21 protein-coding genes and 1 pseudogene are annotated in these 17,597 nt (G+C 70.9%); 9 read left to right on the forward strand and 13 right to left on the reverse strand.

Features of this window, described 5'->3' with window-relative positions:
* Positions 1-162 precede the first annotated feature (162 nt).
* Together ACXAHD_RS25595 and ACXAHD_RS25600 are read right to left on the reverse strand one after the other, a co-directional pair.
* A complete protein-coding gene (locus ACXAHD_RS25595) occupies positions 163-777 on the reverse strand; it encodes a hypothetical protein (RefSeq protein ID WP_281553269.1) in 615 nt (204 codons plus the stop codon).
* 127 nt (positions 778-904) lie between these two features.
* Complete coding sequence (locus tag ACXAHD_RS25600; RefSeq protein ID WP_475053743.1) at positions 905-1,393, reverse strand: hypothetical protein; 489 nt, start codon at positions 1,391-1,393, stop codon at positions 905-907.
* 83 nt (positions 1,394-1,476) lie between these two features.
* Between ACXAHD_RS25600 and ACXAHD_RS25605 the strand changes: the two genes are divergently transcribed.
* The 3 genes from ACXAHD_RS25605 to ACXAHD_RS25615 all read left to right on the forward strand — a co-directional run bounded on the left by ACXAHD_RS25605 (position 1,477) and on the right by ACXAHD_RS25615 (position 4,150).
* A complete protein-coding gene (locus ACXAHD_RS25605; RefSeq protein ID WP_289212188.1) occupies positions 1,477-2,214 on the forward strand; it encodes a hypothetical protein in 738 nt (245 codons plus the stop codon).
* Positions 2,215-2,247: 33 nt separating this feature from the next.
* Positions 2,248-3,081, forward strand: coding sequence for a hypothetical protein (locus tag ACXAHD_RS25610; RefSeq protein ID WP_289212189.1), 834 nt, complete (start codon positions 2,248-2,250; stop codon positions 3,079-3,081).
* A 127-nt stretch (positions 3,082-3,208) separates the two neighbouring features.
* A complete protein-coding gene (locus tag ACXAHD_RS25615; RefSeq protein WP_289212190.1) occupies positions 3,209-4,150 on the forward strand; it encodes an alpha/beta fold hydrolase in 942 nt (313 codons plus the stop codon).
* Here the strand turns inward: ACXAHD_RS25615 and ACXAHD_RS25620 are convergent.
* Positions 4,106-4,939, reverse strand: a complete 834-nt coding sequence (locus ACXAHD_RS25620; protein WP_475053747.1) for a redoxin domain-containing protein — start codon at positions 4,937-4,939, stop codon at positions 4,106-4,108. The genes ACXAHD_RS25615 and ACXAHD_RS25620 overlap by 45 nt on opposite strands.
* A gap of 97 nt (positions 4,940-5,036) precedes the next feature.
* Complete coding sequence (locus ACXAHD_RS25625; RefSeq protein ID WP_289212192.1) at positions 5,037-5,630, reverse strand: TetR/AcrR family transcriptional regulator; 594 nt, start codon at positions 5,628-5,630, stop codon at positions 5,037-5,039.
* Between the two features lie 111 nt (positions 5,631-5,741).
* Here ACXAHD_RS25625 and ACXAHD_RS25630 point away from each other — a divergent pair, with 111 nt between their 5' ends.
* The 4 genes from ACXAHD_RS25630 to ACXAHD_RS25645 all read left to right on the forward strand — a co-directional run bounded on the left by ACXAHD_RS25630 (position 5,742) and on the right by ACXAHD_RS25645 (position 10,317).
* Positions 5,742-6,341 carry a TIGR03086 family metal-binding protein gene (locus tag ACXAHD_RS25630; protein WP_289213703.1) on the forward strand — a complete coding sequence of 200 codons (600 nt, stop codon included), beginning with the start codon at positions 5,742-5,744 and terminating at the stop codon, positions 6,339-6,341.
* Positions 6,342-6,523: 182 nt separating this feature from the next.
* Positions 6,524-9,487: a choice-of-anchor M domain-containing protein gene (locus ACXAHD_RS25635; protein ID WP_475053750.1), complete on the forward strand. Its 2,964-nt coding sequence runs from the start codon at positions 6,524-6,526 to the stop codon at positions 9,485-9,487.
* A 156-nt stretch (positions 9,488-9,643) separates the two neighbouring features.
* A complete protein-coding gene (locus ACXAHD_RS25640; protein WP_289212195.1) occupies positions 9,644-9,928 on the forward strand; it encodes an ArsR/SmtB family transcription factor in 285 nt (94 codons plus the stop codon).
* The gene (locus ACXAHD_RS25645; protein ID WP_475053753.1) at positions 9,925-10,317 is read left to right on the forward strand and encodes a VOC family protein; all 393 of its coding nucleotides are present in this window, start codon (positions 9,925-9,927) and stop codon (positions 10,315-10,317) included. The genes ACXAHD_RS25640 and ACXAHD_RS25645 overlap by 4 nt, the downstream gene beginning before the upstream one ends.
* A gap of 295 nt (positions 10,318-10,612) precedes the next feature.
* On the opposite strand, the pseudogene ACXAHD_RS25650 reads toward ACXAHD_RS25645, so the two are convergent.
* From ACXAHD_RS25650 to ACXAHD_RS25675, 6 genes and pseudogenes are all read right to left on the reverse strand, one after another.
* Positions 10,613-11,185, reverse strand: a pseudogene (locus tag ACXAHD_RS25650) (ADP-ribosylglycohydrolase family protein); the annotation flags it as partial.
* An 80-nt stretch (positions 11,186-11,265) separates the two neighbouring features.
* Positions 11,266-11,940 (reverse strand): nucleotidyltransferase domain-containing protein, encoded by a 675-nt coding sequence (locus ACXAHD_RS25655; RefSeq protein WP_289212197.1) that lies wholly within the window; start codon positions 11,938-11,940, stop codon positions 11,266-11,268.
* A 16-nt stretch (positions 11,941-11,956) separates the two neighbouring features.
* On the reverse strand, positions 11,957-12,520 hold the full coding sequence (locus tag ACXAHD_RS25660; protein WP_289212198.1) for a GNAT family N-acetyltransferase: 564 nt from the start codon (positions 12,518-12,520) through the stop codon (positions 11,957-11,959).
* A 130-nt stretch (positions 12,521-12,650) separates the two neighbouring features.
* Positions 12,651-13,148, reverse strand: coding sequence for an HAD domain-containing protein (locus ACXAHD_RS25665; RefSeq protein ID WP_289212199.1), 498 nt, complete (start codon positions 13,146-13,148; stop codon positions 12,651-12,653).
* Between the two features lie 35 nt (positions 13,149-13,183).
* Positions 13,184-13,381 (reverse strand): DUF397 domain-containing protein, encoded by a 198-nt coding sequence (locus tag ACXAHD_RS25670; protein ID WP_289212200.1) that lies wholly within the window; start codon positions 13,379-13,381, stop codon positions 13,184-13,186.
* A 26-nt stretch (positions 13,382-13,407) separates the two neighbouring features.
* Positions 13,408-14,262, reverse strand: coding sequence for a helix-turn-helix domain-containing protein (locus tag ACXAHD_RS25675; protein WP_289212201.1), 855 nt, complete (start codon positions 14,260-14,262; stop codon positions 13,408-13,410).
* A 162-nt stretch (positions 14,263-14,424) separates the two neighbouring features.
* Between ACXAHD_RS25675 and ACXAHD_RS25680 the strand changes: the two genes are divergently transcribed.
* Positions 14,425-15,027 (forward strand): hypothetical protein, encoded by a 603-nt coding sequence (locus ACXAHD_RS25680; RefSeq protein ID WP_289212202.1) that lies wholly within the window; start codon positions 14,425-14,427, stop codon positions 15,025-15,027.
* The gene (locus ACXAHD_RS25685; RefSeq protein ID WP_289212203.1) at positions 15,024-15,236 is read left to right on the forward strand and encodes a hypothetical protein; all 213 of its coding nucleotides are present in this window, start codon (positions 15,024-15,026) and stop codon (positions 15,234-15,236) included. The genes ACXAHD_RS25680 and ACXAHD_RS25685 overlap by 4 nt, the downstream gene beginning before the upstream one ends.
* Positions 15,237-15,240: 4 nt before the next feature.
* Here the strand turns inward: ACXAHD_RS25685 and ACXAHD_RS25690 are convergent, their stop codons facing one another.
* From ACXAHD_RS25690 to ACXAHD_RS25700, 3 genes are all read right to left on the reverse strand, one after another.
* The gene (locus ACXAHD_RS25690) at positions 15,241-16,371 is read right to left on the reverse strand and encodes a Fic family protein (protein WP_289212204.1); all 1,131 of its coding nucleotides are present in this window, start codon (positions 16,369-16,371) and stop codon (positions 15,241-15,243) included.
* Positions 16,372-16,405: 34 nt separating this feature from the next.
* Positions 16,406-17,071, reverse strand: a complete 666-nt coding sequence (locus ACXAHD_RS25695; RefSeq protein ID WP_289212205.1) for a response regulator transcription factor — start codon at positions 17,069-17,071, stop codon at positions 16,406-16,408.
* A partial coding sequence (locus tag ACXAHD_RS25700; protein ID WP_475053763.1) for a sensor histidine kinase occupies positions 17,068-17,597 on the reverse strand: 530 nt, incomplete at its 5' end. The genes ACXAHD_RS25695 and ACXAHD_RS25700, both read right to left, overlap by 4 nt.

Consider the following 17,597-nt stretch of genomic DNA (forward strand, 5'->3'; position numbering starts at 1 on the left):
CGCCACTGGTTCATTTCCAGTTCCAGAAAGGCCTCCAACCTGTTGTCACCCTACGGCCTGACCCCCACCCAAAGGGGGGGGTGCCCGCCCCCCCCCCCCCCCCCCCCCCCCCGGTCCGTACCCCGGTCGGCGTCGCGACCCGTACCTCAGGTCCTGCGTACCTCAGGTGACCCGGATCGGCCACGGGCCACCGAAGGACACCAGCCGGTCCGTGCCGCCGTGCGGGACGATCACCACCCGCGCGTACAGCTCGTAGGCGCCGGTCGGAACCGGTCCGCCGGCCGGTTCGCAGGAAACCAGCGGTACGTCGCCGGGCAGCTGCTCGACGTCGCCGGCCGCCAGATCCCACTGGACACCGATCAGGTCCTGCGCCGCCGGCACCGCCGCCACCCTGCCCTGCCGGACCAGGAAAACCTCGGCCCGCGGGCCGACCACGCCACGGATGGCGCGTCGACTGGTCACCTCGACGGTGCCGGTGACGGCACGGTCGGTGCCGGACGCCGTCGACGGGAACCGCCCATCGACGGTCAGTACGTCGTCACCCGGCGTCTCGAACGGTTGCCCGCAGCCGAGCGGGTCGGTGCCGGTGGTCGGAGCAGGATTGATGGTCGCCCGCTCCTCGGGAACCGGTCCGGAGCTGGCCGGCCCGACCGGACCGACAGTGTCATCCGGGCCGGGCGAGCTACCTGCGCCGGGGCCCGCGCAGCCAGCGGCGGCGAGCGCCACGACGAGCGGGACGAGAGCGAGCCTTCCGGTGTACCTCCGATGGTGCTGCATGGCCACCTCCTTGGGTGAGGGGCGTCGGATCGGACAGCGATTGGACGCGTACGCAGCGAATTCGGTTCCCTGGCCAGCGGCCGTAGCCCAGTGGCCGTAGCCCAGCGGCCGCGTAGCCTCCCGGCGGTCAGGGAGCTCCCGACAGTGCGCCGACGATCCCGAAGCCGCCGCAGCACAGCACCCCGATCACGACGAGCGCGACCAACGCGATCAGGTAGTTCGACCACATCCCGAACTTCGTCACGTCGGTGCCGTACCCGTCGTGGACGCGGTTGCGCCAGCCGCCGAACCGGAACGACAGCGGATGCGCCGCGCCGGGGTGCGCGACGACCGTCGTGGTGATCACCGGCACGCCCATGAAGTCGGTGTACCGGACGTCGTGCTGCCCGGCCGGCACCGCCACGTGCCAGGTGCCCTCGTGGGCGATCGGGACGTCGCGGCCGTCGACCTTGAACCTGCCCGCCGCCGTCGCCGGTACCAGGTACGGTCCCCGGTTGACCGAAACGACCAGCACGGCGCAGCCCGGCGGCGGCGCGATCGGCTGCGGGTAGGCGACCAGGAGGGACACGGCGCCGGGCATCGGCGGGTAGCCGGGGTGGTGAGGGGGGTACGACATGGCCACATCCTGGCATGCGCTGTTGCATCGATGCGTCACTGTGGGCGCAGAGCGGTCACCAGTGCGAAGGCGGGTCGGCGCCAATGTTCCGTGCAGCCGAAGAAGTGATGTCGGGGTGGACGGCGTTCGGGTGGTCCGTCGCGATCGCCGCCGGCGTCGGTCTGGTGGTGTTGGGGCTGATCTGGCTGTTTCTACGCGGCGAGCAGTCGCGCGACGCCCAGCTTGTCCAGCAGTTGCGGGCCGATCTGCTACCGGAGGCCGCCCGGACCGGATGGGTCGAGTCGGAGCCCGCGCCGGAGCTGACCCGGTGGGGCCTCGGCACGGTCGTGCCGGACGAGAAGCGCTGCTGCTCGCTCACCAGCCAGCAGGCGGGCCATCAGGCAGCCCTGATCTGGTGCGTGCACGGCGACAACGACAGGACGTTGCGCTACACGGTGCTGCTGGTCGGCCTGGCCGTCCCGGTGCCGGCCATGGAGATCCGCCGCCGGTTCAAGATCTTCTCCTTGCTTCGGCCCGGGCCGACCGGTCAGGAGACCGACGAGGACGCTCGGGTCGATCAGACCTTCAAGATCGTGTCGCACGCCGATTCCGACGCCCTCCGTCGGCTGTCGACCGGCCCGGTGCGTCGCGCCCTGCATCGACTGCACGAGCTGGGCGGGCTGGACCATGAGCCGATCCGGCTGGACGGCCGGGCGATGCGCGTCGTCCTGTCCGGCTGGCCACGGCTACCGGCGATCAGCGAACGACTGAACGCCACCATCGAACTCGCCGCCGCGCTGTCGACGACGGGGACCGACGACCCGGCACCGGCAGGTGCCTGACCGGCGGACGATCGAGTCAACGGAGCGGTGCCCGTGGAGATCATCGTCCTGGCCGTCCTCGCGGCCAGCGTGGTGACGCTGATGGTGTCCTTCTATCTGGGTGGCCGGATACGGAGGCTGCGCAGGCTGGCGGAGCTCGTCTCCAGTACGCCGCGGCTGACCGCCGAGGACGCCGCGTCGGCGGTGGCGGCGGCGTCGTCGGCGGTGGCGGCGGCGGCGGAGCGGGTGGCCGTGGTCGGACGTACGGTCGCCGGGCCCGACGGGCCTGTGCAGGCACCGCTGTCGGGCATCGACTGTGTCTGGTACCGGGTGGTCGTCGCCCGGCAGGACACCATCGGTTCCAACGAGGGCGTCGGCTCGGTCGAGCTCTACACCACGTCGGGTGGGACCGGTCCGATCCCGGTGGTCGACGGGCCACAATCTCTGCCGCTGCACGTCGCGGCGGAGCTGGCCGGGCAGGCGTTGGTGCCGTGGGCCGGCGCGCTGTTCGAGACCAGCGTGACGGAGTACACCGAGCGGACCCGCTCCGACCCCGTACCGCCGTCTCCTCGGCTGGCCGAGCTGCAGCGGTCCGGCGCGATCAGTCCGGAGCAGTTGCGACCCAGGCGCGACACCCGGGGATTCATGGTCACCGAGGACGTCGTCCGGGCGGGTCGCCCTGTTCTCGCCATTGGTCGGCCCCGGCCGTACGGCGACACGGTGGTGCTCGAGCCGGTCCGGGGTGGCAGTGGCGCGACGACCGCGACCACCGAGCAGATCCGCGAGCACGTGGCTCGGGCGATCGAGCTGCCCCGGCGACTCTGGCTGCCGCTGCTGCTCCTCGGGACGGTCCTGTTCGTCGTCGGCTGCTGCCTGGTGAGTGCCTAGACCGGCCAGACCAGTGCCGTCCTCAACTCCCTATACTTCCTTATATTGTTGTTGCGTAGGGAAGTTTGAGGTAGCTTAGCGCCATGGTTCTCCTGAAGGATGTCGGTCTCAGTCAGCGAGGTCGGCGATGACTTCGATCTACCGGTCCGAGGACGCGCGCCGCGCGGTCGAGCAGCGGTACCGGGCGTTTCTGCGGTGCTGGCCGGTGCCGGCGACGGAGTCGACGGTTCCCACCCGGCACGGCGACACGTTCGTGATCGTCTGCGGTCCCCGGGACGCCCCGCCGGTTGTCCTGCTGCACGGCGGCAGCTTCAACTCGGCGGCGTGGACCGGCGACGTCGCGGTCTGGGCGCAGACCCACCGGGTGTACGCCGTCGACGTCATCGGCGAACCCGGGTTCAGCGCGCCGTCGCGGCCTCCGCTCACCTCCGGCAGCTACGCCGAGTGGCTCGACGACGTGCTGGCCGCGTTCGACATCGGCCGGGCGGCGTTCGTCGGCGCCTCGCTGGGCGGGTGGCTGGCGCTCGACTACGCACAGCGCCGACCGGAGCGGATCAGCCGGCTCGCGTTGCTCGTACCGGGCGGCATCGGCCGCCAGAAGAACGGCGCGGTCATCGGGTCGCTCTTCCTCCTGCCGTTCGGGGCGTGGGGCCGGCGCGCTGCCGTCCGACTCGTGCTCGGCCCGCCCCCGGCGGCGTCCGACGTCACGGGGATGCCCGAATCGGCGGAGCTGGCAGACTTCCTGCTGCTCATCCAGCGGAGCTACCGGCGACGCCGCGACCGGCTGCCGATCTTCAGCGACGACCGGCTGCGCCGCCTCGACGTGCCGGTGCTGGTCGTCGCCGGCGCCAGGGACCGGCTGCTGGACTCCCGGCAGACCGCCCGCCGGGTGCGACGACTGCTGCCGCAAGCGACCGTCGTCCTGCTGCCCGACACCGGGCACATCCCCATCGGGTACACCGGGTCCGTGCAACGGTTCCTGGCCGGTGAGGAGGCACGTGTCCCAGACGGCGGGCGGCGGCGCTCACCGCAGCAGCAGAGTCCCGCTGACCGCGACGATGACCAGTAGCAGCCCCGGCGCGGTCGGCCCGCGGCGGTCGGCGGGGAGCCGGCGGAACAACCGCGACAGTCGACCGAGGACCGCCAACGGTGCCGCCGCGCGCCAGACGTCGCGTTCGACGCCGCGTCCGGCGAAGGCCACCACGCCGGGCAGGTGCCCGACCGCCCGCAGTAACGGTCCCACCATCGCCCTGCTGGCACCCCGTACGGGCGGTTGGCCGGCGGATGCCCGGGTGAGTGCGGACCGCAGCCCGCGTTCGTCGTTGGCCCAGTGTGCCCGGTAGACGATGACGCCGGTGGGGCTGAGCAGGTAGGCCGAGTTGGGTTTCGGGGTCATGGCCCGGTGCAGGTCGCCGTCGATGTCGTCGACCGCGACCTCGAAGGCGAATCCGTGGTGGGTACGCAGTTCCTGGGCGTGTGCCCACTTCTGCTGCGTGGTCCGTGGCTGGGTGAACACCTCGCCGGGATGTGCTTCGCGGGTGTTGACCAGCACGAACCGTACCCGTCCGGCGAATTCGGCGTGCAGGGTGCGCAGGATCGGGCCGGCGCTTTCGGTGACCGGGCAGGTGCGTGATCCGAAGATCATCAGTACTGGCAGCGGCCCCAGGTCGGCACTGCGGAACCGCCCGCCGTCCAGGGTGGGTAGATCGAAGGTCGGCACCCGGTCGCCGGCACCGGGCGCGTCGGCGCGGAAGAACATGTCGTCGACGAGCAACGCGGTGGTGAAGCGTTCGAACCGGTACGTGGACCCCGGCGTGCCTGTGCGTCGGGTACGGGTCGCTGTCGCTGGCCGGTCCATGGCTGGTTCTCCTCGTGTCGTCGTGGCCGGCCGCGCGGTTGACTGATCGGTCAACTGCGCGGGGTACGCGAAACCGCACGTCGTCGTCGACGTGCGGTCAGTCGGTCTGGTCGATGAGGGTCCGGACGGCGGTGCGGGCGGTGGCCACGAGGGTCGGATCGTCGTAGACCTTCGCCAGCAGCGCCAATCCCTGCAGGTAGGCCAGGACGCGCAGCGCCGCCGCCGCCGGGTCGGTGGTCCGGGCCAGTTGACCGCGGGTCTGAGCCTCCCGGATGGCGTCGGCGAAGTAGCGGGCCCAGGCTCGCAGGACGTCCTGTGCGCGGTCGCGGCCCGGCCCCGGCTGGGTGGACAACTCGGCGGTCAGGTCGCCCAGCGGGCAGCCGGGCGTCGCGCCCATCTTCTCGCGCATCAACCCGAGCATTCGGGCGAACCCATCGATGGAGCGGTCGATGCGGGCGAGTGGTTCGACCTTGGCCTGGAACGCCTCGTCCAGCACGGCCCGCACCATCGACCAGTTGAGGTCGAGCACCGCCAGGCCGAGCGCCTCCTTCGATGGGAAGAAGTGGTAGAGGCTGCCCCGGTGGACGCCGGCCCCCGCGCAGATGTCCTCGATGCTCACCTCGGCCAGCGAGGTGCCGTGCACGAGGTCTCGTGCCGTGCGCAGCAGGCGCTCCCGGGTGTCTCGTGCCATCAGATGAACCCGCCTTCTTGACCGTCTGGTCAACAGACTAGGTAAACTTGACTGTACGGTCAAGAAAGCGGGTGTGGAGCCCGGTCCAGATCAGCGGTACGGAGGTGCGACATCGCCACCGATTTCGTCAGGTTCTATGAGCAGGCCAGCCGGCACTTCTGCGACCTCGTCGCACGGATCGGCACCGATCAGTGGAGCGCCCCGACGCCGTGCTCCGAGTGGGACGTACGCGCGCTGGTCGATCACGTGGTGCGTGGCAACCTCGCGGTGGTCCCGGTGCTCGACGGTATTCACCTGGCCGAACTCGGCAGGCTCGACATCGCCCGACCGGAATTCGACGTGCTGGGCGACGATCCGCTCACGGCGGTACGCCACTCGGTCGACGTCGCCGTCGAGGCGTTCTCCCGCCCCGGGGTGCTCGACGCCGTCGTCCACCATCCGGCCGGCGACATGCGGGGCCGGCGGCTGGCCGGACTGTGCTTCAACGACAACCTGGTGCACAGCTGGGACCTGGCCCAGGCGATCGGCGTCGACACGGCCCTCGACCCGGTGCTGGTCGAAGCGGCCCACGCGTATCTCGCGCCGGTGGCGGGCTCCCTGCCGGCGAGATACTTCGCGGCGGCACCGGACGTCGGGCCCACCACGGACCGCCAGACCGAGTTGCTCGCCCTGCTGGGCCGCGACGCGCCGGCGTGGGACCGGGCGCGTTGACCTCCCCTCCACCCTAAAGGGCCTCCCTCCGCCCTAAGGGCCTCCCTCCGCCCTGAAGGGACGGAGTTTCCCTACCCGCGCCAGTCCTGTCGGGTGTCGTATCCCTGAGCTGAGCAGCACAGTCGCAGCTATTGAGAATGATTTTCGTTAGCTATAGGCTGCGCGCGGAGAAGGGAACGATCATGAACCTGAGACGCTCGCTCATACACCGCCCGGCGGTACGACTGGCCGCCGGGGCCGTCGCGATCGCCGTCGCCGCATCGGCCGGCGCGCTGCTGCTGCCCACCACGCAGGCCGCCGCCGCACCCGGCCCGGCACCCGCGCCGCAGCAGTACCGCGTACTGCAGGACATCCACACCGACGCGATATCAACCTTCCTGGACGACGGCGTTCTCGCCCTCGGCACCAAGGCGGACGTCGCCGAAGGCACCGGCACCCGGTTCGCCGCCGACGACATCTGGTTCCACATCGACGACGACGCGGCCAGCCCCGTCCCCGCCGGTTACGAGTTCATCGCCGCCGCCGGCGAGCAGGCCTGGATCGCGCCGGAATCAAACCCGGGCGGCACGCAGCTCTGGCCCGGCTTCTCGACCGAGTCGGTGCCGGCCGGCGCGGTCGCCGGCGATCAGACGACCTTCACACTGAGCGAGTTCGACGGGCCCGGCGACATCGAGCTCTTCCGCACCGGGTCGTTCGGCACCCCGACCCGCCTGTGGTCCTCCGACGAGGATCACAAGACCTTCAGCGTCGGCCGGACCCACATGCACGCCAACTGGGCGTTCACCGCCGCCGGCACCTACCGGCTCACCGTGACCGCCACGGCCACCGCCGGCGCCACCCCGATGGCCGCCACCGCCACCTACACCTTCGTGGTCGGTGACCTGCCGGAGGTCGTGGCCACCTCCACCGCACTGACGGCGTCGACGACCGCGCTGACCGTCGGCGAGCCGGTCACCCTCACCGGGACGGTGACGCCTGCGGAGACCGACGGGTACGTGGAGTTCCGCGACGGTGCCACCGTGCTCGGCCACGCGCCGGTCGACGGCGGATCGGCCGAGTTCGTCGTACCGGATCTGGCGGTCGGGACACACCCGCTCACCGCGTCCTTCGTGCCGGCGGTCGGCAACCTCGCCGGGGGTTCCACCTCGGCGTCGGTGGCGGTCACCGTCACCGACGACTCCGGCGTCGAGTTCGGCATCGCCGGCATCGCCGATGCGTACCAGCCCGGTGACCTGCTCCAGGCCCGAGTGGTCGGTGCCACCCTCGCCGAAGGCCAGAGCTTCCAGTGGGCGATCCGGCCGGTCGGCGCGACGAACAGCGGGTACGCGTTCTCCGGCACCGGTGGGCAGGCTGCGCAGGGCATCGTCGAGCAGCGCGTCGACGTCGCCTACGACGGATACGAGATGCGGGTACGGCTACGCGCCGGCAGCACGACGCTGTCGACGACCGGTTGGGTGCCGATCCGGGTCGAGTCGTCGGCGGAGCCACTGTCCTTCGGCTTCGTCGCGACCGGCCCGCTGTACCTCGGCGACGACGTCCTGCTCCGGGTGAGCGGCCGGGAACTCGCCGCTGGCGAGAGCCTGCGGTTCGTCGAGCGGTTCGGCTCCCCGTGGTCGCCGCGCGCCGGAGTGAGCCAGGTCGACGCCACCACGTACCAGGTCCAGCCGACCTACGCCAACACCAGTGGCGAGTGGGCGTTGCAGGTGATCCGCGACGACCTCGTCGTCGCCCAGTCCGCGCCGGTGCCGGTCGACATCCGCGCCCGGGAGGTGCTGGTCGAAGGCATCCAGGGGGTCTACCGGGTGGGTCAGACGCTGCGGGCCACCGGCACGGTCTACCCGGCCAAGGAGGGCCTGCTCTACCGCTGGGTCCTGCTGGACCTCACCACGTACCAGGGCACGACCCTGCAGGAGGGGGCCGACGCCGCGGCACTGTCCATCGAGCTGCCGGTCACCCTCGACCTCGACAATCACCAGCTGACCCTCGCCGCGGTCTGGGACTACGGCTCGACCGAGGTGTACGCCGGGCAGAAGGGCACGAAGATCGTCGTGTCCGACGCGGACCCGTCGACGCAGCTGTTCTTCTTCAACGGACTCAGCGGCCACTACCACCAGGGCAGCCCGATCAACCTTCAGTTGCTCGCCGACCCGCCGCTGGCCGACGGTGACACGGTCGACTGGCAGTGGCGGTGGCCCGGCAGCGACGAGTGGACGACCCTGCCCGGCGCGTCCGGTCTGGCACACTCCGTCGTCGCCGAGCAGGCGCTCGACGGGGTCGAGGTCCGGGCCACCCTGACCTTCGGTGTCGAGGGCACCGAGCCGATGGTCGCCGAGCCGGTGACGATCCACGTCGACGACCACGGCGCTGTGCCGCGCCAGCAAGTGACCGTCACCGGCGAGACTTCGCTTGCCGTCGGCGACGTCGCGACCTTCACCGCCGACGTGTCCGCCGACACTGTGCTGACCGGCTACCAGTGGTTCGAGAAGGCGCCGGACGCGGCCGAGGCCACCCCGATCGCGGGGGCGACCGGTCGCGAGTACTCGTTCACCGTCACCGCCGGGCACCACAGTCGCGAGCTCGGCGTCGCGGTGGTGACACCCACCGGGCAGACCGCGTACGGGCCGTCGAAACCGGTCACCCTCGCCGTGGACGATCACGGCGGCGGGGTCGGCGCGACCAGTCAGGAGATCATCGCCGCGGTGCCGGACGGCACCCTGGTGATCAGCGTCGACGCCGACGACCAGGTGCTGATGAGCGACTTCGCGCTCAGCGCCGAGGCCGACCGCTGGGTGTCGACCGGTGAACTGCGGCCGGTACGGGTCACCGACGCTCGGGCATCGGCACCGGGCTGGACCGCGTCCGGCCAGGTCAGCGACTTCGTCGCCGGTACGCAGACGCTGTCCGGTCGGTTCCTCGGCTGGACTCCGCGCGTGGTGTCGCAGCCCGGCGCGGGTGCCGTGACGGCGGGGGCGAGCATCGCTCCGGCCTTCGACGCCGGCCGGGGCCTGCTGGACAGCAGCCCGCTCGCGATCGGTGCCGCCGGTGCCCGGGGCACCAGTGAGCTCGGCGCCGGCCTGCGTATCGAGGCACCGACCGACGTCGCCGCCGGCACCTACGTCGCCACGATCACCTTCACCGCGATCTGACGGGCTGTCACCAGCCATGAGGTGAGGCTGATCCACGTCACGCAACGATGTGACGTGGATCGGCCTCACCTCGACGCGTTTCACGGCCACCGCTTTCCCGGTTTTCGCGGAGGCGGGACTTGATATGCAAGTGCAGGCTTGCCTATTGTGGGGCGGGTGGCGGTCCTCTACCGGGCACTCGCGGACCCGACCCGGCGGCGGATCATGGACGAGCTCGCCCGCAAGGGCGGGATGAGCCTGTTCGAGATCTGCACCCGCCTGCTCACCGAACACGGCACCACCTCCACCCGGCAGGCGATCTCGCAGCACCTGGCCGTGCTGGAGGAGGCCGGGCTCGTCCGCTGCGAACGGGTCGGCCGCACCAAACTCCACTACCTCGACACCCGGCCGCTGCGCTCGATCATCGAGCGGTGGCCGCTCAGCGATGAGGAGAAGACATGAAAGCCCGCATCTACGTGACCAGTGTCTTCGTCGACGACCAGGCCAAGGCGCTCGCCTTCTACACCGACAAGCTCGGCTTCGTCCCCAAGACCGATTTCCCGGTCGGGGAACACCGGTGGCTCACCGTGGTCGGCGCCGACGCCCCGGACGGCGTCGAACTGCTGCTGGAGCCCGACGAGAACCCGGCCGCCCAGGCGTACAAGCAGGCGCTCGCCGAGCAGGGCATCCCGGCGGCCTCGTTCGCCGTGGAGGACGTCGAGGAGGCCTACCGGGTGCTACAGGCCGACGGGGTCACCTTCATCCAGACCCCCACGCCGATGGGCCCGTTCGTCGGCGCGGTACTCGACGACACCTGCGGCAATCTCATCCAGCTGGTCAGCCCGGCCTGACCCCTGATCTCGACGCGATGCGGTAGCCAGGTTCTGGTTCGGTCCGACCACTACTGAGCCGGTCGACACGGCATCGGCGGGACGTAGATCTCCGGGATCTCATCCATGATCCGCCGTACGGTCTCGGCAACGTCCAATGTTGTCGTGTCGATGCCGATGTAGCGGTAGTCGGCATCGAGAGCCTCGCGGATGGTCCGATCTTCCGGGATCAGATCGACCCGGTCGCGCCATCGCTGTGTCGTTCGCTTCGCCCGGGTGAGCCGGCGCTGGTCGCGTACGGCTCGGTCGACCAGCAACTCGCCAGCACGACGTCGAGCAGTTCGGCCGGCTCGGGCCGGGACCCGGTCAGCCGGGACCAGCCGGCTTCCGCCGCCGCGACGGCGACCGCCACCGCGCCCAGGACGGCGTCGGGGTGGGCGTGGGTGACCTCCGCCGACCGCCAGGCCTGCAGAGCGGCCGTACGGTTGTCGCCGGCGTGGAAGGCGCCGAGCGGAGCGACCCGCATTGCTGCGCCGTTGCCCATCGATCCCTGGCCGTCGAATGCTGCTGCGGCAGCGTCTCGCCAGGCGACGCCTTGGCGGACCTGGCGCAGCAGGACCACCGCGCCGGCACCATAGCCACGGTACGGCTCGAAGTGCTCGGCGAACCGGGCCGCCAGGTGGTCCTGGTCGATGCCGTCGTGCTCGCGCAACTCGGCGACGATCGAGCAGGCCATCTCGGTGTCGTCGGTCCACGGCCACGGCCCGGCCGGCGGAACCCCGTCGAGCAACGCGGCAAGGCTGGTGCCGGGGACGAAGAACTGGGCGCCGAGGGCATCACCGACGGAAAGACCGTCAAGACTGTCGGAGCAGAGGTCGAGCGACGTCATGTTGACGCAGACTCTGCCAGTTGCGGCGGCGGCCCGGTAGCCCTGGCTGTCATCCTGCGCCCGTGGCGGCACGTCGACGGTTACCCCAGGTTCCTTTCCCGTACGGCGATGAGCAGCCGGTCGACGGCGGCCCGGTCGGGTTGTTCCGGTAGTGCGGTGCCGGCCGCAGCGTCGTCGAGCTCGGCCAGCAGGTCCGCTGCCCACGCGGTGACCACCGCCCACGGCAGCTCGCCGCGCCGGACCGCCAACAGCCGGTCCCGCAACGGTCCCACGTCGACCAGGACCTGCCCGGTGCGCAGCACGTGCGCTCCGGCGGTCAGCAGCCGGATCATGTGCATGGCCTGCTTGTGGTTCGTTTCGCCGGTGCGTTCGCGGCGGGCCGCCACCCGGTCGAGCTGGTCGCGGGCGTAGCCGCCGTACGTCTGGGCGAGTCGCGTCGACAGGAACGCCTGCCGGGCCGCCAGCAACTGCTCGCCGTCCTCGCGCAGCGTCTCGATCAGCGGAGACCAGAGCACCTCCAGGACGGTCGGGTTGCCCTGCAGCGCCAGGGTGCAGAAGCGTTCGAACTCCCAGGAGAACTGCTCCGGCGCCGGCCCGTCGAGATGGGTGGGCGGCTTGTCCAGCTGCCAGAACGCTCGGGTCGGGGCCACGTACACGCCGCGCCGGTCGTAGTCGGAGTCCGGCCCGTGCAGCCCGTACGCCCGCGATCCGACGACGACGGCGAGGACGGTGTGCCGCTCGACAAGCTCGCTCACGCCGGCACGTTACCGGTCACCGGTGCAACTGGAAGTAGAGATAGCGGGTGTCGCCAGGGCCGGGGCGGCTGTGGCCGTCGGCCTGCCAGCCGCGAGCGGCGTAGAAGCGTTGGGCCCGAGCGTTACGCTCCCACGCCTCCAGCACCCCACCGGTCCGACCGGTCCGGTGCAGGTACGCGACGAAGGCGTCGTGCAGCAGCCCGCCGATCCCCCGACCCCAGCAGTCGGGGAGTACGTGGATCTGGTGCAGTTGGCCGACGTGGGCCGCGTCGACGTGACCGACGGCGGCGGGTCCCATCGCTGCGCAGCCGACGACCCGGCCATCGAGGACAGCGGCGACGGTGAACCGCTCCGGCAAGGTGAGAACCTTCGCCCAGGCGGCACGGCGTTCGGCGTACGCCTCGGGCGACGACAGCGACGGGTCGTCCGGGTCAAGCCCGCCGGCCGCCGTGTAGTAGGCGGTGCGGGCCAGCGTGTGCACCTCGGTCAGCTGATCGACATCGGCGAGAGTCGCCTCGCGTACGTGGGCCGATGCCGGCTGTGGCTCGTCATGATCACTTGACGTTCTGCTGGGCGACACGCCGACATTCTCCCAGCAGAGCATCAAGTGATCATGGCAGGGCTGGAGCGCTTCATCGATGTGAGGCTGAGATACCTCACGACGCGCTCGTAGCGTGTCTCAGCCTCACATCGACGCGGCACTGCTGCAGTCAGGCCGCGAGCCACTGGCCGACGGTGGAGAAGTCGGCGTCGATGAGGCCGAGATGCGGGTCGACGCGGTGCAGCAGCGCCTTGCCTGGGTGATGCTCTGCGACCCAGTGCCGGTCCAGGTCGGTGATCTCGTCGTCGAGCCAGACGAAGGTGCGCCCGGCCGCCCACGTGGTGAGGAACGGCGTCTTCCAGTGCACGCCGCGCGGCGGCTCGTCGTCGGAGTCCGGCCATGGGACGACCGGCAGTTCCGGCAGGCCGAGCAGTGGTGCGACGACCTCGTTCGCCTCGGCCATCCAGGTGGTCGCCCAGACGAGTTGGCAGTCGAGCGCCAGCAGCCGGTGGCCGTCCTCCGGATCGACCCGCTCCAGCAGCGGATTGCCGATCGAGTCACGATGAGCCGCACGGTGGGGCGAAGGTGACCGGCCGGTGGTGCGAGCGGCGAAGGGAATCAGCACTCCGTCGACGTCGAGGAAGACGTACGGGCGGTCGGCGGGCACGGGTGTCGGTCGTCGGAGGGGGTAGGCCGGTCGGGTCAGCGGCTGGACACGGTGGTGAGGAACGCCGTCCAGACGCCGGCGGGGAAGAGCAGCGCCGGGCCGTGCGGGTCCTTCGAGTCGCGTACGCCGATCGTGCCGCCGGCCAGCGTGGCCACCTCGACGCAGTTCGAGTCGCTGGCACCGCTGCGGCTGCTCTTGCGCCAGTGGGCGTGGGACAGGTCTGGTGCGGTCATCCCGCGTCTCCTCTGGCCGGTCGGGGTCAGTCGGGAAGCTCCTCTGCCGCCCGAGCCAGGAACCTGCCGGACTCGTCCGGGTCCATGGCCTTGGCACGGAGGTGGTCGAACATGAGTTTATATCGCGCTACCTGGGTGTCCTCCTCCAGCAACAGCGTGTTGTTGTCGTTGGCGACGTAGACGACGGGTGGGTCGAGGATCGGGTCGGAGTAGCCGAGGATGGTGAACGGGCCACCCATCGCGGCGTGCGCGCCTGCCCCGAACGGCACGATCTGCAGCTCGATCGACGGCTGGGCGCAGGCATCGATGAGCCGGGTGAGCTGAGTGCGCATCACCTTCGGGCCACCGACGACCCGGCGGATCGCCGCCTCGTCGAGGACGATCCAGAGCCTCGGCGGCACGTCCCGCGACAGCAACGACTTGCGGGCGAGCCGGGCGGCGACCCGCCGGTCGATCTCGTCCGCGTCGGCGGTGCTGCGGCCGGCGTGGATGATGGCACGGGCGTACTCCTCGGTCTGCAACAGTCCCGGCACGTACAGGCACTCGAAGCTGCTGATCGCGGTGGCCTCCGCCTCGAAGCCGACGTAGTCGTCGGGCAGTACGTCGCCGTACGCGCTCCACCAGCCCTTCTGCCGGGCCTGCTTGGCGAGCGCGGTCAACGACTCACGGTCCTCGTCGGACGCCTCGTAGAGGGCCAGCATTTGCTCAGTGTCCTTGAGCGTTATCCGTGAGTGGCCGTGTTCGAGCCGGATGACCTTGGTGCGGTGCCAGCCCAAGCGGCGGGCGACGTCCTCAGCCGTCAGACCGGCCGAGTCGCGGAGCCGACGTAGCTCCCGGCGTAACCGGCGAGCGCGGATCGTCGGGCTCGGAACCTGTGCCACGAGAACACCTCCGGGTGCATCCGGGTCTGGCAGCGGCGATGTGAGTTCGATCGAAGTATGTACTAGAGATTTCCCGAACGGAAGTTCGTTGCGACGTTGTATTTTTGTGTACGTGGATGCATGCTGAGGGCAGGATGACGTCGCCACTGCCTGGAGGTGTCCGTGACCGACAACCGTTCAGCACGCTGGACCGACCCGACCCTCGATCCGACGCAGCGCAACCGGGACCTGTTCGCCGTACTCGATCGGGCTGACCTGTCCGAACCGGCGCGGGCCGCCGTCGCGCACGCCCTCGGACCCGAGGCCGGCCCGGCCGGGCACGCCGAAGCGCTGGTCAACCGCTACCTCAACGAGCGCGAGCGCCGCCGGCCGGTGACGCAGGTCAACGGCAGCAGCGAGGGTCCGGGCGGGATCGGCAACCTGCCGGACTGGCTGCGGTACGACCGGCGCGGCCGGTACACGCTGCACCTGACGTTCGCCGCCGTCGACGTCGGCACCGCGCGGGAGCAGGCCGTCGCGTACGCCGAAGGGCTCGCCATCCTGTGTCCGGAGTTGGGTGAGCACGCGCCGTTGCTGTCGCGGGCGGAAGCGTGGAACGTCAACGAGCCGCTGTTCTGCGGCGTACGCGGCCCGGACGGTGAGGTGTGTGCAGAGGTCCGCCACCACCCGGGGTTCCACCGGGCGGCCGGGCTGGGCGGGTTGTGCTGGGGCGACGGCGACAGCCACGCCAATGGCACCGGCGACGCCGACGGCACACTGACATGACCGGCACCCCGGTCACGCCGCCGTACCCGAGGGTCGCGCCGTGCCGGCACTGCTGCCGGCCGGTGTTGCGCGACAACGACGGCGTCTGGATTCACGCCGACCTGTCGTACGTCTGCCGCGACCGCTGGGGCGGGATCACCGCCACAACCGCCGCACCCGAACCACCCGCCTGGTGCACCGAACAGCACCCTCCCCAGGCGATCCCCTGAGTGGCTACCGGTAGGGGTCGCGGCCCGGCCCGCGTACAGCTGCGGTGGCCGCCTGGGCGATCTCGGCCGCCGCCCCGGCGGGCAGATAGACCCGGGAGGTCGCGTTGCCGCGAGGCGTCAGCAGGCCGGCGCGGGTCAGCGCCTGCACGTCGCGGATGGCCTGATCGCGGCTGAGACCTTCGTCCTGCTGATACGTGGTCCGCCGTAGCTCGCCGGCGGCGGCAGCGTAGAGCGCCGAGACGACCCGTCCGGGCAGGCCCTGCTGCTCGGTGAGGCGGTCCAGATCGTTCCACAGTCGAACTGTCCACTCGTAGCGTCGTTTCACCCGTTGCGCCTGCCGATGATGCGCCGCCAGCACGAACCGCAGCCAGGGGTGGGCGTCGCGATCCGGTTGGAAGCTGCCGTTTTGGGCGGACCGCAGTGCCTCGTAGTACTGGACGGTGTTGATCTGCTCGCCCAGCCACTCCTCGATCGAGGAGAACTCGGCGGCGAGTTCGCCGGTGCGAGCCAGCACCAGGGTGTGCAGGGCGCGGGCGGTCCGGCCGTTGCCGTCGCGCCAGGGGTGGATGCTGACCAGGTTCAGGTGTGCCATCGCCGCTCGCGCGTACGCCGGCGCGTCGAGGTCGCCGTCGCGGAGCCAGTCGACCAGTTCGCCCATCAGCCCGGGGACCCGCTCCGCGTCCGGGCCGGTGTACACGGGCTCCAGCGGGTCGGCACTGGTCACGAAGATCCCGCCGGTCCGGTAACGGCCGGGCCATCTCGCCGGCTGATACTTGGTGATCATGAAATGCAAGGTCGAGAGCAGCGTCTGAGAGTACTCGAAGAAGTCCAACTCAGGCGTCTGCTGCACGTACGTCATCGCGTCGCGGTAGCCGACGACCGCCTGGCGGACCTCGTCGCTGGTCTCCGCCGACATGGGTGCCTGCTCGACGAGCGCTCGGGCGTCCGAACCGCTGATCGTGATGTGCTCGATGGTGTTCGAGCCCTGGATCGCGGCGGCGAACAGGCTCCGCCGCAGTTGGCCCGCCCAGCGTGGGGTGGACCGTAGCTGCAGCCGCAGGTCGGCACGCATCTGGTCCAACTCGTGCAGCACCCGCCGGTCGGCGGCGTCGAGCTGCGGCATCGCGTAGAGCATGCCACCATGCTACAAGAGTAGTAGCATTTGCGGGTCAGGGTAGCCAGCCGGGGCGGACCAGGCCGGCCTCGTACGCGAACACGACCAGCTGGGCGCGGTCCCGGGCACCGAGCTTCACCATCGCCCGCGACACGTGGGTCTTCGCCGTCGCCGGGCTGACCACCAGCCGGGCGGCGATCTCGTCGTTGGACAGTCCGGTGCCGACCAACGCCACCACCTCCCGCTCCCGCTCGGTCAGCTCGGCCAACCGCCGGGGCGCGGCCGGAGTGGCCGTCCGGGCGGCGAACTGCTCGATCACCCGCCGGGTCACGCTCGGCGACAGCAGACCGTCCCCGGCGGCCACCACCCGTACCCCCTGGATCAGCTCGGCCGGCTGCGTGTTCTTCACCAGGAACCCGGCCGCCCCGGCGCGCAGCGCCTCGCCGACGTACTCGTCGAGCTCGAACGTGGTCAGCACGATGATCCGTACCTCGGACAGTCGCGGGTCGGCGGCGATCTGCCGGGTGGCGGTCAACCCGTCCACCCCGGGCATCCGGATGTCCATCAGGACCACGTCCGGTCGGGTCTGCCCGGCCAGCCGGACCGCCTGCGCGCCATCGCCGGCCTCACCGACGACCTCGATGTCTCCCTCGGCGGCCAGCAGCGCCCGGAATCCGGCCCGGACCAGCACCTGATCGTCGACCAGCAGCACCCGGATCACGTCGACGTCTCCTCAGCCTGCGAGTCGGTGGGCAGCGGCAGGTGGGCCCGTACCCGCCAACCGCCGGCACCGTCCGGCGCCGGACCTGCGGTCAACTCGCCGCCCAGCGCGGCGGCCCGCTCCCGCATCCCGGTGATCCCGTTGCCAGCCGGAGCAGGAGCCACGGATGCGGCCGGCCCCGGTGCACCGGCGCCGTCGTCGTCGATCTGCAGCATCACCGCATCCTGCCGGTATCCGATGGTGACGGTGGCGGCGGCACCCGGGCCGGCGTGCCGGCGGACGTTGGTCAACGCCTCCTGCACGATCCGGTACGCGGCTCGGTCCACGGCGGCCGGCAGCGGCCGGGCCGGGCCGTCGATCACCGTCCGGGTCGGCACCGCCGCGTCGTCGGTCAACTCGCCGAGCCGGTCCAGCCCCGGCGCCGGGGCGCGTGGCGCGGCCTCGCCACAGCGGTAGAACAGGTCGAGGACCCCCCGGACCTCATTCAACGCGTCCGCCACGGACTGCCTGGTCGCGTCCCACACTA

The organism is Micromonospora sp. ABR4_055 (assembly GCF_056160425.1).

Coding starts and splice junctions, on each gene's coding strand:
- ACXAHD_RS25635 (WP_475053750.1), top strand. CDS start 6,524: ATGAACCTGAGACGCTCGCTCATACACCGCCCGGCGGTACGACTGGCC.
- ACXAHD_RS25645 (WP_475053753.1), top strand. CDS start 9,925: ATGAAAGCCCGCATCTACGTGACCAGTGTCTTCGTCGACGACCAGGCC.
- ACXAHD_RS25670 (WP_289212200.1), bottom strand. CDS start 13,381: ATGACCGCACCAGACCTGTCCCACGCCCACTGGCGCAAGAGCAGCCGC.
- ACXAHD_RS25605 (WP_289212188.1), top strand. CDS start 1,477: ATGTTCCGTGCAGCCGAAGAAGTGATGTCGGGGTGGACGGCGTTCGGG.
- ACXAHD_RS25625 (WP_289212192.1), bottom strand. CDS start 5,630: ATGGCACGAGACACCCGGGAGCGCCTGCTGCGCACGGCACGAGACCTC.
- ACXAHD_RS25685 (WP_289212203.1), top strand. CDS start 15,024: ATGACCGGCACCCCGGTCACGCCGCCGTACCCGAGGGTCGCGCCGTGC.
- ACXAHD_RS25620 (WP_475053747.1), bottom strand. CDS start 4,939: ATGGACCGGCCAGCGACAGCGACCCGTACCCGACGCACAGGCACGCCG.
- ACXAHD_RS25600 (WP_475053743.1), bottom strand. CDS start 1,393: ATGTCGTACCCCCCTCACCACCCCGGCTACCCGCCGATGCCCGGCGCC.
- ACXAHD_RS25595 (WP_281553269.1), bottom strand. CDS start 777: ATGCAGCACCATCGGAGGTACACCGGAAGGCTCGCTCTCGTCCCGCTC.
- ACXAHD_RS25615 (WP_289212190.1), top strand. CDS start 3,209: ATGACTTCGATCTACCGGTCCGAGGACGCGCGCCGCGCGGTCGAGCAG.
- ACXAHD_RS25690 (WP_289212204.1), bottom strand. CDS start 16,371: ATGCTCTACGCGATGCCGCAGCTCGACGCCGCCGACCGGCGGGTGCTG.